General features: G+C 38.1%; 17 protein-coding genes. 12 read left to right on the forward strand and 5 right to left on the reverse strand.

From position 1 onward, the window contains the following. Window positions 1-4: 4 nt before the first annotated feature. The 6 genes from ABFY81_RS11700 to rplS all read left to right on the forward strand — a co-directional run bounded on the left by ABFY81_RS11700 (window position 5) and on the right by rplS (window position 3264). On the forward strand, window positions 5-484 hold the full coding sequence (locus ABFY81_RS11700) for a type IV pilin protein (protein ID WP_068932332.1): 480 nt from the start codon (window positions 5-7) through the stop codon (window positions 482-484). Next, on the forward strand, window positions 484-909 hold the full coding sequence (locus ABFY81_RS11705; RefSeq protein ID WP_347913829.1) for a type IV pilin protein: 426 nt from the start codon (window positions 484-486) through the stop codon (window positions 907-909). The genes ABFY81_RS11700 and ABFY81_RS11705 overlap by 1 nt, the downstream gene beginning before the upstream one ends. A 146-nt stretch (window positions 910-1055) precedes the next feature. Continuing rightward, window positions 1056-1307, forward strand: coding sequence for a 30S ribosomal protein S16 (gene rpsP / locus ABFY81_RS11710; protein ID WP_000260334.1), 252 nt, complete (start codon window positions 1056-1058; stop codon window positions 1305-1307). A gap of 19 nt (window positions 1308-1326) precedes the next feature. Then, window positions 1327-1875 carry a ribosome maturation factor RimM gene (gene rimM, locus ABFY81_RS11715; RefSeq protein WP_347913830.1) on the forward strand — a complete coding sequence of 183 codons (549 nt, stop codon included), beginning with the start codon at window positions 1327-1329 and terminating at the stop codon, window positions 1873-1875. 45 nt (window positions 1876-1920) lie between these two features. After that, entirely contained in the window at window positions 1921-2676 is a 756-nt protein-coding gene (gene trmD / locus ABFY81_RS11720) for a tRNA (guanosine(37)-N1)-methyltransferase TrmD (RefSeq protein WP_347913831.1), read from the forward strand. 219 nt (window positions 2677-2895) lie between these two features. Further along, window positions 2896-3264 carry a 50S ribosomal protein L19 gene (gene rplS / locus ABFY81_RS11725; RefSeq protein WP_002116654.1) on the forward strand — a complete coding sequence of 123 codons (369 nt, stop codon included), beginning with the start codon at window positions 2896-2898 and terminating at the stop codon, window positions 3262-3264. A gap of 52 nt (window positions 3265-3316) precedes the next feature. On the opposite strand, the gene ABFY81_RS11730 is transcribed toward rplS, so the two are convergent. Together ABFY81_RS11730 and ABFY81_RS11735 are read right to left on the reverse strand one after the other, a co-directional pair. Further along, window positions 3317-4258, reverse strand: a complete 942-nt coding sequence (locus tag ABFY81_RS11730) for a triacylglycerol lipase (RefSeq protein WP_081409789.1) — start codon at window positions 4256-4258, stop codon at window positions 3317-3319. A gap of 120 nt (window positions 4259-4378) precedes the next feature. Further along, window positions 4379-5413: a lipase secretion chaperone gene (locus tag ABFY81_RS11735; RefSeq protein WP_347913832.1), complete on the reverse strand. Its 1035-nt coding sequence runs from the start codon at window positions 5411-5413 to the stop codon at window positions 4379-4381. Window positions 5414-5566: 153 nt separating this feature from the next. On the opposite strand from ABFY81_RS11735, the gene truB reads away from it, so the two are divergent. From truB to ABFY81_RS11750, 3 genes are all read left to right on the forward strand, one after another. Then, window positions 5567-6472, forward strand: a complete 906-nt coding sequence (truB, locus tag ABFY81_RS11740; RefSeq protein ID WP_347913833.1) for a tRNA pseudouridine(55) synthase TruB — start codon at window positions 5567-5569, stop codon at window positions 6470-6472. 19 nt (window positions 6473-6491) lie between these two features. Next, the gene (locus tag ABFY81_RS11745) at window positions 6492-7268 is read left to right on the forward strand and encodes a TSUP family transporter (RefSeq protein WP_004705250.1); all 777 of its coding nucleotides are present in this window, start codon (window positions 6492-6494) and stop codon (window positions 7266-7268) included. A gap of 211 nt (window positions 7269-7479) precedes the next feature. Further along, window positions 7480-7920 (forward strand): hemerythrin domain-containing protein, encoded by a 441-nt coding sequence (locus tag ABFY81_RS11750; protein ID WP_347913834.1) that lies wholly within the window; start codon window positions 7480-7482, stop codon window positions 7918-7920. Window positions 7921-7931: 11 nt separating this feature from the next. Here the strand turns inward: ABFY81_RS11750 and ABFY81_RS11755 are convergent, their stop codons facing one another. The 3 genes from ABFY81_RS11755 to serA all read right to left on the reverse strand — a co-directional run bounded on the left by ABFY81_RS11755 (window position 7932) and on the right by serA (window position 11100). After that, window positions 7932-8795, reverse strand: coding sequence for an EamA family transporter (locus ABFY81_RS11755; RefSeq protein WP_134262459.1), 864 nt, complete (start codon window positions 8793-8795; stop codon window positions 7932-7934). Between the two features lie 89 nt (window positions 8796-8884). Further along, window positions 8885-9769 (reverse strand): EamA family transporter, encoded by an 885-nt coding sequence (locus tag ABFY81_RS11760; protein WP_025465172.1) that lies wholly within the window; start codon window positions 9767-9769, stop codon window positions 8885-8887. Window positions 9770-9867: 98 nt separating this feature from the next. Beyond that, entirely contained in the window at window positions 9868-11100 is a 1233-nt protein-coding gene (gene serA / locus ABFY81_RS11765; protein WP_004705258.1) for a phosphoglycerate dehydrogenase, read from the reverse strand. A 378-nt stretch (window positions 11101-11478) separates the two neighbouring features. Between serA and ABFY81_RS11770 the strand changes: the two genes are divergently transcribed. The 3 genes from ABFY81_RS11770 to ABFY81_RS11780 all read left to right on the forward strand — a co-directional run bounded on the left by ABFY81_RS11770 (window position 11479) and on the right by ABFY81_RS11780 (window position 14509). Next, the gene (locus ABFY81_RS11770; RefSeq protein WP_002116692.1) at window positions 11479-12888 is read left to right on the forward strand and encodes an FAD-binding oxidoreductase; all 1410 of its coding nucleotides are present in this window, start codon (window positions 11479-11481) and stop codon (window positions 12886-12888) included. A gap of 112 nt (window positions 12889-13000) precedes the next feature. After that, the gene (locus ABFY81_RS11775) at window positions 13001-13861 is read left to right on the forward strand and encodes a hypothetical protein (protein WP_347913835.1); all 861 of its coding nucleotides are present in this window, start codon (window positions 13001-13003) and stop codon (window positions 13859-13861) included. A gap of 279 nt (window positions 13862-14140) precedes the next feature. After that, the gene (locus tag ABFY81_RS11780) at window positions 14141-14509 is read left to right on the forward strand and encodes a hypothetical protein (RefSeq protein ID WP_174744142.1); all 369 of its coding nucleotides are present in this window, start codon (window positions 14141-14143) and stop codon (window positions 14507-14509) included. The last annotated feature ends 24 nt before the right edge of the window (window positions 14510-14533 follow it).

Consider the following 14533-nt stretch of genomic DNA (forward strand, 5'->3'; position numbering starts at 1 on the left):
ACTTATGAATAAATATTTTATTTTACGGTTCAATCAAGGTGTTTCCTTGATTGAACTCATGGTTGTCATAGTGATTGTCGCTATTTTTACTTCAATTGCTATCCCTTCATATCAAAGTTATTCCCGTAGAGCGACTGCTTCTGCTACCAAAAGTGAAATTCTAAAATTGGTAGAGCAATTAGAACGACATAAATCAAAAAATTTTACCTATAGGGGATTTGCGACTACATCTGTAACGTTACCACGGGGTAGTTATACGATTCAGATTACTGACGACACAGCTTCAGGTAATTTATTAACGAGTTCTGCTGCAAATGGGCAGACATGGGTGATTAGAGCGACTACAACAGATTCTAGAAATCTTAATTTTATTGCTAAAAATTCAGGTTTACGTTGCCAGAGCTTAACATCTACTGCTGTTGATAATGATTGTGGTGGAACGACTACATGTAATACATGTGAAACAAATAGTGAGAGTTGGTAGTGAAGAATGGTTTTACCTTAATAGAACTCATGATTGTAGTAGTGATAATTGCAATTTTAGCAGCCATAGCTATTCCTTCGTACTTACAATATTTACGTAAGGTGAATCGTACAGCTGTTCAATCTGAACTGATGAATATTGCACAAACTTTAGAGTCTCAAAAAATAGTAAATGAACGTTACCCCTCAGATGCAACTATACAATCAATGTATGGTTCTAATGTGAGTCCTCTTCAGGGGAAAGCCTTATATACTTTAGCTTTTGCTACTTTAAATGATTCGACATGGGTGCTTACGGCAACACCAATCTCTAATAGTTCACAAGCGGGTGATGGAATTATTTGCTTAAATGATCAAGGGCAAAAATTTTGGGCAAAAGGTGCTACAGATTGTGCACTATCGGCTTCATCAAGTTGGACAGAATAATTTAAATTCAAAACTGCGGATAACTCAAAATTTAATCTTTCTTTCAGGGCGAAAATCACGTAGAATGTCGCCCTCTATGAAAGGGGTTTGAAGTGTTGCCGATGGTCGGCGCAGGGATAATCCGTAAGAATTATAAGGCTTTTATCATGGTTGTTATTCGTTTAGCACGTGGCGGCGCAAAAAAACGTCCATTCTATCAAATCGTTGTGACTGATAGCCGCAATGCACGTGATGGTCGTTTCATCGAGCGTATCGGTTTCTTTAACCCGACTGCACAAGGTCAAGCAGAAAAACTTCGTTTAGATGCAGACCGTTTTGCTCACTGGGTTTCTCAAGGTGCTCAACCTTCAGAACGTGTTGCTTCTTTAGCTGCTCAAGCTAAAAAAGCTACTGCATAATTATTGTAGTAGGTAGCCCATGACACCAACACAGAATGTTCCCGAAGATCGTATTCAGATTGGACAGTTACGTTCAGCTTATGGATTGAATGGGTGGCTCTGGGTGTATTCCAATACAGAACCTATGAGCAACATGTTTGACTACCTGCCTTGGTACATTGAGACCAAGGCAGGTTGGCAAACAATAGATGTAAAACGTTGGAAACCACATGGCAAAGGCCTAGTAGTTGCTTTGAAAGGTGTGAGTGATCGCACTGGAGCAGAAAACTTGGTTGGCGCTAATATCTGGATTGCTAAGTCTCAACTGCCAAAAGCAGATGTAGATGAGTATTACTGGTCAGATTTAAAAGGCTTAACAGTGTTAGGGCTTGATGATGATGAACAGGAAGTTAACTTAGGGCAAATTCATGAGTTATTTGAAACTGGAGCTAATGATGTGATGGTTGTACGCGCTACACCAGACAGCATTGATTCAGAAGAACGCATGATTCCTTGGCATAAAGATGTGGTGCAACGCGTTGATCTTGAAGCTGGTCGCATTTACGTCAATTGGGGCGTAGATTATTAATCCTTCTTTAAGGATTAACGCAGCAGGAAAATAGAGGAGTCTGCGGTGTTTTTTGCAGTCATTACGCTTTTTCCTGAAATGTTTGAAGCGATTACAGCGTACGGGATTAGCGGACGCGCAGCAAAGCGTGACATTGTACAAGTAACTTGTATTAATCCACGTGATTTTGCTGAAGGGAGTTACCGAAGAGTGGATGAACGTCCATTTGGTGGTGGTCCCGGTATGGTGATGATGGCTGAGCCTTTAGCAAAAGCAATTAACCATGCCAAACAACTTGCTTCGCAAGCAGGGTGTGTTCATGTACCTGTGGTGTATATGTCTCCACAAGGCAAAACTTTAAATGAACAGGCAGTACAGAAGTTTGTCGATTATGACGGCTTGATTGTATTGTGTGGACGTTATGAAGGTGTCGATGAGCGTTTGATCCAGCATTATGTTGATCAGGAATGGTCAATTGGAGATTATGTTTTATCTGGTGGTGAACTACCTGCCATGGTGTTGCTTGATAGTATTATTCGCCGTTTGCCGAATGTAATGTCAGATGAGCAATCAGCGATACAGGATTCTTTTGTAGATGGTCTTTTAGATTGTCCTCAATACACTAAGCCAGACCATTTTGAAGGTTTGGATGTTCCTGAAATTTTAAAGTCAGGGCACCATGCTAATATTGGAAAATGGCGATTTTTGCAGCGATATCAACGAACTTTAGAGCGCCGACCAGAGTTGGCTGAAAAATTTGAGTTGACTAAGCAACAAAAAAAATGGCTAAAAGATATAAAAGAGAATGGTGGTAATTTTTAATTGCTGTTCTCAGGAACGAAAGTTCTAAAACAGGACGAGAAGCATTGCTTCGAGTTAAAGCATAAGTCTATTTCATGAATAGTTTTATGTATATTTAAAGGCTCTTTATAGACATATTGTCGTAAAGGGAAAGATAAACGGGTTGATATGCGCTTTAGCCTCTATCCCCAGCGGAATCTCAGACCTCTTCTGACTCCGCACATATTGGAGATTCCCACAATGAGTGGTAAACATCCTTTAGTTCAAGCTGTTGAAAATGCACAGTTAAAATCTGATATCCCTGCTTTTGCACCAGGTGACACTGTTATTGTCCAAGTAAAAGTAAAAGAGGGTGATCGTGAACGTCTTCAAGCATTTGAAGGTGTTGTAATCGCTAAGAAAAACCGTGGTTTGAACTCTGCGTTCACAGTACGTAAAATTTCTAGCGGTGTTGGTGTTGAGCGTGTATTCCAAACTCACTCACCAGTTGTTGCTAAAATCGAAGTGAAACGTCGTGGTGACGTTCGTCGTGCTAAACTTTACTACCTCCGTGACTTGTCTGGTAAAGCTGCACGTATTCGTGAAAAATTACCAGCTCGTAAAGCGTAAGCTTATACCGAGTAAAAAATGCGCCCAGAGGCGCATTTTTTTTGTTTAAAAATTATAGTCCTTGTAGTTTTAAACGGTTGGCATGTTGACGGTAAACCGAGACAGGATCGGCCGCAAAAATAGAGCGTATACCAAGCACTTGGTTTACTTCATCTAAATGGTTCCAGTTGTAGTCATCACGAATAGTTTTACCAAATTTGGCACTACATCTAGAAACTAAACCGTCATTATCTCCTAATGGATCGACAACTAAACTGCTACCAGTTAATGCAATATCAAAAGGATCTAATGGATTGGTCAGCGCTTTATTCCCTGAGAATGAATACATATAAATACCTTTCTCTTGATAAGCACCCTCGCCGCAAGAAGTTGTAGGCATACCCATAGGGAATTGAGCATTAAACTGTGCAGAACCTTGAGTAGATAAGCTGTGAGCACCTGCTAATGAATCATGCGGATAACTTGTTGGATCGAGACCCTCTGCCCAAGTAATTGCTGCTGAAAACCAATTTACTAGTGTTGCCAGTTTTGACAGAGGAGTACCCTCAACGTTCAATATGACATCTGCCATTGGAGATCCTTTGTTAGGTGCTCCAATCGTAGTAAGTGAGGCAACTTTTTCTGGCATGATGCCAGCGACATAGCGAATTGTTGGTCCCCCATGGCTATGTCCAATCAAGTTGACTTTAGGTTTCCCGGTAATGGCAATAATTTCTTCTACTTGTTGGGCAAGTTGTTCTCCGCGAACTTCGGTTGAGTTAAACGGTGAAACCCTTGTTGCCCATACATTTCCTCCATTACGAGCAAGGTCAGGAAGAATCTGATACCAATAGTCCAGGCCAAGTGTATCTGTCCCAACTCTGCTAAAACCAGCCATACCATGGTTAAAAACCAATGGATATTTAGTTTGGGCATAATTTGAGTAGACAAATGAGCCTTTTACTTGCTCTGCATTTGTAGCGTGGGTTGCTGAAACACTCAGTCCTGAGAGTATTGCTGCACAGAAAAATATTAAGTTCCTTTTCATTTTTTACTCACTATTTTTATTTTGTATGAGCAGCAGCTTTATTTTTGCTGCTGGATTAAGATTTGGCTAACTTTGGAATAGAAAAGCCTAGTAGCTAAATGGTAATTCACCTCCTTTGTCATGGACTTTTTCAAAAGTTTGAAGACGAAGTTGTTCCTGTGAAGAGCTAAATTGTTGTTGGCGTAGTTGTTGAATCGCTTGATTTTTTGCGCTATCACTCATACTACTATTCAGCACTTCATCACGTTGATTTAGGTAGCCTGTAACTCGCTGTTGCCAAGCATTACGCTGTGTATCTAAAGTTTCTAATCTTTGTGTTGCCTCAGCTCCAACAAGTGCTGTACGCATTTGTCGCAGTTCCTCTGCTGAGCCATTACGGGCTTTAATTTGTTTGGTCAGGGTATGTAAATCATCAAGTTTTGATAGCTCTTGCAGGTTTTGTTGCCAATCTGCTGGTAGTTGTTCAAAGCGTTCTTTGAGCTTTTGAGCCTTTTCAATTTCACTTAAAGATGAGTCTTCCAGAATTTTCATACGATCTAATGTGTAGTTCTGATAAACGTCTTCTGTTGAAAAGAGGCCTTCAATTTCGGAGGCTGAAAAGAAGCGCTTTCTGATATCTTGAATTGAATTAAAAATTTTTTGAAAATAACTTTGATCTTGTTGTTTAGATTGAGGTGTTTGAATGTGTGCAAGTTCTTCACGGTATTTTAAATAACGATTCCATAAATCAATTATTTGTGAGCGAGTTGGTTCTAAATACTGATCTTGTATAAATTTCTCAAAATGATTTTTAACTTGTTGTAAATTCCCTTCGCCATACTGCGTAATAAAATATTCAAAGCAGTCGCGTGTCTGACTATTCACAACTAAATGTTGGTTGCTATCAACTTTTAGCTGGCAATTCACTTGGGTATCTTGCTGACTTTTGCTTGAATAAACATTTTGATTTAACGATGAATTTAAAGAGGTTTGAGAAGTGCCTGCTAAGTTTTTTGGCTCCTCTTTATTAAACTGATGTGAGGCGCTTTTTGAGTCTGGGCTCAGCCAATATACACATGCAATGAGGCTTAAAATAAAAAATCCAAGCACACACCACAATATCTTTTTCTGCATCCTTTGCATAAAGATATCTTCCTTAAGTTTTAATTTGTTGTTTTTTTACTCGATTAATAATGTGCCATAAAATAAGTGAAAACGCACCTAAATATTCTGAAAATATCTTGCCGAATTTGCTAACATGTCGGCACTTTTCTCTAGCTTTGTGTCCCAGTAAAAATGACGACAAAAAATCAAAAAATTTCTCGTCGCCATATCAGTGGTGTATTTCTTTTAAACAAACCATTAGGCCTAAGTTCAAACGCCGCTTTGCAAAAAGTACGTTGGTTATACCGTGCCCAAAAAGCAGGGCATACTGGTGCGTTAGATCCATTAGCAACAGGTTTACTTCCCGTTTGTTTAGGGGAGGCAACTAAATTTTCACATTATTTACTGGATTCTACAAAGCGATACCAAACCACTGTTCGTTTGGGGCAAACAACAACAACCGGTGATGTAGAGGGCGATATTTTACAAGAGCGTCCTGTTCCTGTTCTTACAGAAGAGCTTATTGAGCAAACTCTAGAAAAATTCAGAGGCGATATTCAGCAAGTTCCTCCAATGTATTCTGCCTTGAAAAAAGAAGGTAGACCTTTATATGAACTTGCCCGAAAAGGTATTGAAATTGAACGTGAAGCGCGTCCGGTTACGATTTATGCGCTAGATTTAGTCGAGTTTACCGAAAATAGTATCACTCTCGATGTAACCTGTTCTAAAGGTACATACATCCGTGTACTCGGTGAAGATATTGGTGAAGCACTTGGCTGTGGCGGGCATTTAACAATGCTGAATCGGACTCAAACAGGACATTTTGAGTTGATCCCAAGTTATACCATTGAATATTTGGAAAGTTTAAACGAAGAGCAAAGAGAAGCATTGTTATTACCAGTTTATGCACCAGTTGACCATTTCTTGAAAATTCAAGTTCCTGAGGGACGTGAAAAATATTTTTGCAACGGTTTAGAAAGCAATATTGATTATTCTGCGGAAGCAGAAGTTTTGGTTTTTTCGGGTGAGCGCTGTTTAGGGTTAGCCGAAATTACTGATAAAAAGCGGTTGGTACCTAAGCGTATCTTAAATTTGTAGTAGATGTAGAGTATAAAGCATGGGCATGGAATGGGATGTTATCCTTAGTTTGATCTTTTTTGCGTTTACTGCGGGAGCGATTGATGCTGCTGTGGGTGGCGGCGGACTCATCCAGATTCCCGGTATTATGAGCACTTTCCCGACCATGCAGACTGCAACGGTGATTGGTACTAATAAAGTTTCATCGATTTTTGGTACTGCATCGGCGGCTTATACATTTGCAAAACGAGTGAAACTGCAATGGAAGCTTCTTGCCGTGATTGCGGTTTGTGCTCTCATTAGCTCATTTGCTGGAGCAGCCTGTTTATCACTTATTCCCCAATCGGTTTTACGTCCATTTGTGTTTGTAATGCTGATTGTAATTGCGATTTATACTTTACTTAAAAAGAACTTTGGACAAGTTCATACCGAGCAGAAAATCACTACGAAAATGCTTGTTCTAGCGGGTATTGGTAGTTTGGCAATCGGTTTTTATGACGGTATTTTTGGACCAGGTACCGGTAGTTTCTTTATCTTTTTCTTTATCCGTTTTTTACAAGTCGATTTTTTGCATGCCTCGGCATTGTCGAAAATTGGTAATTTCATGACCAATCTTGCAGCGTTGAGTTTTTTTATTCCTACGGGTCACGCTATTTTGCATATTGGTTTAATGATGGCGGCAGCCAACGTATTAGGTTCTATTGTTGGAGTGCGGACTGCACTCAAATACGGTAGCGGTTTTGTGCGTATTATCTTTTTAGTTTTGGTCAGTATCTTAATTTGCCGTTTGGGTTATCAGATGTTTGTGACTGGCTAAAATAGTATGAAAAGTATGAACTGATTTTAAAACAGCAGTTCATACTTTTATGTATCATTTGAAATTAGAAATATAAAAATCATTACAGAAATTTACTAGAAAGAAAACTGTGTAAAAAATAGTCTTATTTTAAGCTACGGAAACCATATAAATTTCAACGTATGTAAGCATTGAAATAAAAAAGATTTTTTAGCTAAAAATGAGGAAGAGAATGAATATTTTCGAAGCATTAAGAGAAAGCCATGAAAATCAACGCAACCTTTCTGAAAAATTAGTCCAAACACATGGTTTAACCGAAGAACGAAAAGAATTATTTGATGCATTAAAAAATGAACTTTATGCCCATTCGGTTGCCGAAGACCGTTACTTATATATTCCTTTAATGTTTGATGATGTCGGTTTAGATATTACCCGACATGCTTTATCTGAACATCATGAAATGGATGAGTTAGTTGAGCAACTTGAAAAAACGGATATGAGTAGCCCAAGCTGGTTGGCAACTGCGAAACAGTTGAGTGAAAAAGTTCATCATCATTTAAAAGAAGAGGAACATAGATTTTTTCAGCAAGCTGGAAAAATTCTTAAAGATAGTGAAAAAGAAAAACTTGGTAATCAATATTTAAAGGAATATAAGAAGTATAAAAAACAGTAGTAGGATTATATCTATGATGCTGTTTTAGTACTTCTTAGAGTAACCCCAATTGAAGCGAGCATTACGCAAGCTAAAGCCACCCATTGCAGCATACTGATTTCTTCATGAAGTAATAAGAAGCCCGTTAATGCTGCTAATGCGGGTGCCAAACTTGTTAGGGTGCCGTAAGTTAATTTATTAAGTTGTTTGAGGGCCATTAAGTCGAGTGCATATGGAATAGCAGTCGCTAAAACCGCAATAAGTAAGGCTTTGCCCCAATACTGTGTTTCAAGTAATGCTGGGCCATTATACCAAATACCAATTGGTAATAAGGCAAGCGCAGATATCGCGATCGCAATTGTTAAGGCGTGCATTCCTATATTTTGGGTCACGACCTTTTGACCAAAATAAATATAGAAGGCCCAACATAGACCTGCACCCAGTGCACAAGCAGCACCGACATAGGAAAAGTGGTGTTGTGTTGGGTCTTGCCATGGCACCATGAGCGCAATGCCTAACATAGCAAATGCTACCCAAATGTAGTCACTCTTTCGCTTAATCGAAAGTAGAGCAAGACCTAATGGTCCAATAAATTCTAAGCCTACCGCGATCCCCTGAGGTAGTTTTCCTAAAGACGTATAAAATAAAATATTCATTAGCCCTAAAGATGCGCAATACATTAATAAATCGCGCCATTTTAGATAGGGTAAACGAGACCAGATTTTCCACGAACGGAACATGATAGCAACAATAATAGTCGCAAAACTTAATCTTAAAATAGTAACTGTCAGAGGATCTAAAGCTGCAATAAGTTGCTTGGCAAATGAGGCGCTGATTTGATATGAAACCATCGACAAAATCATATATAGCACAGCAATAAATGGAAGATTTTGCATGGAAATACCTTAGTGCTTCATTTGATACTTAAAATTAATAGCGATCAATTATAGCCAACATTGCATTTTAGCTGGCACTTCTTAACCAACTAAACTGCGATTTTTTCGCGTTCCTGACGGGCTTTTTGGGTGGTTATGGTGCAGCCGACAGAAGCGATAATAATGGTTGCGAGAGCTAGCCATTGATTCCATAACAAATACTCACCTAAGAATATGAAACCAGACAATGCTGCGACTGCGGGTTCTAAGCTCATCAGTGTTCCGAAACTTAATGGTGTCAAATTGCGTAATGCAAGCATTTCTAAGGAAAAGGGAAGTGCACTGGCTAAGATTGCTAAGCCAATAAAATAAAATAGATAAGGCAGTTCTATCACTTGACCAATCGAGCTTGAAAAAAAGGTAATGGGTAATAAGATGCATGCACCCACAGACATTCCTAAACACACAGTATGATTACCTGAAATACCAGAAGGTTTTTGTCCTGCAATAATATAGAGTGCCCAACAAGCACCTGCACTCATTGCAAACAAAACTCCAATCCAGTCTAGACCATGTGCTTGATTAAAAGGGAATAATAAAATAAGCCCAACAATCGCAAAACTTACCCAAACAAAATCGTATTTTTGTCGTGCATGATATAAAGCCACGCTTAATGGCCCAATAAATTCAAAAGCAACCGCAATACCAATTGGTAGGCGTTCAATAGACAGATAAAAAAGTGCATTCATACCAGCAAGGGCACAGCCATAGCTTAAAATTGCTTTCCATCGAACCTGACTAAAATTAATTCGCCAGATCTTAAAAATGAAAGCCAGAATACATGCTCCAATACATAATCGCATTGCGGAAACAGTAAGTACGGGAAAGTTTTGAAATAGGACTTTAGCCAAGGATGCGCTACTTTGAACGCTTAACATGGCAAGAATAAGAAAGCCCAAAGCGTGTAGCTGAGTTTTCTGGCTTGAAATTGACATTTTATTATTAGATCGATTGGTATACTTTTCACATGATAATGTAAATACCTATAAAAAAGCCACAGACATTGCTGTGGCTTTTGCATTTACAGTTCGTATTAGAACAATACGCGCACGCGAATTGTACCTTCAACTTCATGCAACATATCTAAAGCTTCGTGAGAAGCAGAAGCGTCAACATCCATAACAAGGTAACCGATGTCACCTTTAGTCATAAGTGATTGACCAGAAATGTTGATGCCTTGTTCAGCAAACAAGTTGTTGATTTTAGACAATACACCCGGTACGTTTTTGTGGATGTGTAGTAAACGGTGTTGGCCAGCAGTTAATGGTAACGCGATTTCTGGGAAATTTACTGCAGAAAGTGTCATACCTTTATCAGAGTAAGCAACAAATTTCTCAGCAACTTCTAAACCGATGTTTGCTTGCGCTTCCATCGTTGAACCACCAACGTGAGGCGTTAAAATCACGTTGTCCAAGCCGCGAAGTGGAGATTGGAATTCTTCACCATTTGCTTTTGGTTCTTTAGGGAACACGTCAACTGCTGCACCAGCAATATGGCCAGATTTGATCGCATCAGCTAAATCTTCAATGACTACACATGTACCACGTGCAGCATTTAAGAAGATCGCGCCTTCTTTCATTTTCGCAAATTGTTCTTTAGTGAAGAAGTTACGTGTAGACGGAACATCTGGTACATGCAACGTTACAACATCTGCAGTTGCTAAAAGTTCATCTAAAGAACCAACTTGGCGAGCATTACCCATTGGTAACTTAGTGACTGCATCATAATAAATCACATGCATACCCATGCTTTCAGCAAGAACTGAAAGTTGAGAACCAATGGAACCGTAACCCACAATACCTAAAGTTTTGCCACGAGTTTCAAAAGAACCAACAGCAGACTTGTCCCAACCACCACGATGACAAGCCGCCGATTTTTCAGGAACACGGCGAAGAAGAAGAATTGTTTCAGCAAGTACAAGCTCTGCAACCGAACGCGTATTTGAATACGGTGCGTTGAATACAGGAATACCACGTGCCATTGCTGCTTTAAGATCAACTTGGTTTGTTCCGATACAGAAACAACCTACTGCGATCAATTTATTTGCAGCTTCAAAAACTTCTTCAGTCAATTGGGTACGCGAACGAATACCAATAAAGTGAGCATCTTTAATTGCTTCTTTAAGCGCTTCGCCTTCAAGAGCAGTTTTACGATAGTCAATATTGGTGTAACCCGCAGCGTTTAAAGTGTCGACTGCGTTTTGGTGAACGCCTTCTAACAAAAGGAAACGGATTTTATCTTTAGGTAGTGAAAGATGTTGGCTCATTACGGCTCCGCTACAAAGGCCAAATTTGGTGGCGGTATAATAACATACTGGGCAGCGCTATAGATATTTCGTTTATACCATTGCCTTATGGCAATTTTATCTATGTCTAATCACTTCCGTTTATGGCTTGTCGAACATTTTAAAATATGCTTGGAATATTATTTAAAGTTGTTTTTCTCTAAAAGCTTTATAAAAAAGCATTTATTCGCGTTAAACATGTTTTGTAGTGACAGTATCTCTATTCTGAACTTTATCGCTTGTGTGGTTACATGTAGAATATAGACGTTCCTTGAACATTATGGCTTTGCTCAGGTGAGAACCCTGAAAATATGAAGTCATAGTCCCACCATAGTTTACTTCTTGCTAGGTCTGCAAACGATGAATGCTCCAGTCGCTTTAACACCTGAGTTACTTACCCAATTAACAGCAATCGTCGGTGAAAACCGTATTAAAACTGATGCTGATAGTCTCGAAAACTGGGGTAAAGATCATACCAAGCATTTTAATCCGAACCCATCGGTCATCGTTTTCCCATCGACCACTGAACAAGTTCAAGCTGTTGTGAAGCTTGCGAACCAGTTTAATGTTGCGATTACACCATCTGGTGGTCGTACTGGTCTCTCTGCCGGTGCAGTAGCAACCAATGGTGAAATTGTCATTAGCATGGACAAAATGAACCAGATTCTTGAATTCTTCCCAGCAGACCGTATGGTTCGAGTGCAAGCTGGTGTTGTGACTGAACAATTGCAAAACTATGCAGAAGAACAAGGCATGTATTACCCAGTGGACTTTGCATCAGCAGGTTCTAGCCAGATTGGCGGTAATATTGGTACTAACGCTGGTGGTATTAAAGTCATTAAATACGGCATGACACGTAACTGGGTACTTGGTTTAACGGTAGTTACGGGTAAAGGCGATATTTTACGTTTAAACAAAGGCATGGTTAAAAATGCCACTGGTTATGCATTACAGCATTTGTTTATTGGTGGTGAAGGTACTTTAGGTTTAGTGACTGAAGCAGAAATTAAACTTGAGCGTCAACCACAAAACTTACAAGTTTTAGTGTTAGGTGTTCCTGATTTTGATGCAGTAATGCCTGTATTACATGCGTTCCAAAAAGATATCGACTTAACAGCATTTGAGTTCTTTGGTGAGCTTGCAATGCAAAAAGTTTTAGACCACGGACATGTACAACGTCCATTTGAAACTCAATGCCCGTTCTATGTATTGCTTGAGTTTGAAGCACCATATGAGCCGATACTTGATAAAGCAATGGAAATTTTCGAGCATTGTATGGAACAGGGTTGGGTGCTTGATGGCGTAATGAGCCAGAGCCTTGACCAAGTAGAAAGCTTATGGCGTTTACGCGAAGATATTTCTGAATCAATCGCACCATTTATCCCATACAAAAATGATATTTCAGTATTAATTACTCATGTACCTGCATTTATTCGTGAGATTGATGCAATTGTTCAAGAGAACTATCCTGATTTTGAAATTTGCTGGTTTGGTCATATCGGTGACGGTAACTTGCACTTAAATATTTTAAAACCTGAAAACTTAACCAAAGATGAGTTCTTTGCAAAATGTCAGGTTGTGAATAAATACGTGTTTGATACCGTTAAAAAATACGATGGTTCAATTTCTGCTGAGCATGGCGTAGGTATGACGAAAAAGCCATATTTAGAATATTCACGTTCACCTGAAGAAATTGAATATATGAAGGCATTGAAAAAAGTATTTGACCCAAATGGTCTGATGAACCCAGGTAAATTATTTGATCTTTAATACTTGATTGAATAAAAGAATTTCTGTTAAAAGCGTATCGAAAGATGCGCTTTTTTATTAAAATAATATTAATTGTCATTATATTAAAAATTTTTTGATTAAGGAAAATAGAGTGTTAAAAAAAATTATTTTATGTTTATTGGCTGTTACACAATTTCAAGTGTTATGGGCGGATAAAGGCGAGATAAATATTAAACCGTCAGAATTAGATTTAATTTTAGTTAAAGAAGGAATTCTAGATGAAAATTATAAAATAATAAATAAATCTAAAATAAATGAAAAATTAAAAAATAGAAAAGGTGAAAGAGAGCTAGACCTTAACCCTAATGCTTTTAAAATAACGATGAGTCGTGCTGGTATCCTAGACATAAATTTTAATGTGATTCTATTGAAAGCTCAATCAAATACAGCATTGGAAAATCCCTCAAGCAAATATGTTGATCCGTTGTCTAATATTTTATTTATGATGTATTGTCGCGTATTAAATGAAAATATTTTTAGTAAAGTAAATTCTGGTGTGATGACAATGACTGTACGAGCAAAGGATGGCTCACTTATTGGAGAAGATAAAAAAAGAAATTCTGATTGTAATTGGGAACAATATAACTATATTGATTTTGGTAATAAATCTATTCGAAAAAGGCTATTAAATACACCTGAATACCGTGTTGGTCCTCATATTCCACAATTTAGTTCTGCTGAATTGGATTCGAAAGATAGAATGCTTACGATAGAGTTATTAGTCAATGAAAGAGGTGATGTTGAAAAAGTTGGTTATCCAAGTATTTATTTTAGTGATGAGTCAGATAAAATTTATCAAAAATTAAAACCATCATTTCAAAATGCAAAGTTTTATCCCTATATTGTAGACAATGAGGCAAGAGCTTTTTTAATCAAACAAAATGTAGATATTCAAGGTTCTGGAGAGGTACATTTATTCTCTAAAATTTTAAATACTATTTTAGGAAAGTGAAAAACATTTTATAGACTTATTAATTTAGTCTAAAAGTTATTTTACAAACTGGTATTTATGCTACTCACTATTAGTATTTACAAGTTTGCTATCCCATCAGAATATGATTAAGCAAGGGTAAGAGACTAAGAGCAAAACCGCTATATAGTCCAATAGCCTAAAATAGGTAAATTATTTGATCTTTAAATAGATCTATTTTGTAGAACTACATAGTTTCTACAGAGTAACCGACAAAGCCATAGCATCATAAAGCTATGGCTTTTGTTTTTGGTGATAAGAATGCAACGTTTATTTTTAATTTCAGCACTTTGTGTTGGACTTTTCACTGGGTGTGCGACGACCAGTAAGTTGATTCCTTTTGTAGGTTCGGAAACCCCGATGCAACAAGTTCTTAAAGCTCAACCTGAGATTGTAAAAGAGCATAACAATACCTCAATTCAGCAAGTATTTAACCGAGTAGAGTCTCCAACAGTTTCTCGTATTACAGTCATTCAAACAGGTTTAATGGATGATTCTGTTTCAGCAATTCGAACAGAATATTCATTTAAATTGGTCGATGAAAAGTGGCAATTGCAAAATAAGCAAACAAGCTACCAATGTGCACGAGGGAAAGGTTCTAGAGGGTTCCAAACCCAACTTTGTTCTTAAAAATAAAAAGACGATAAATATATC

The sequence above is a fragment of the Acinetobacter sp. WA-87 genome (assembly GCF_039938935.1).
Lineage (GTDB): Bacteria > Pseudomonadota > Gammaproteobacteria > Pseudomonadales > Moraxellaceae > Acinetobacter > Acinetobacter seifertii.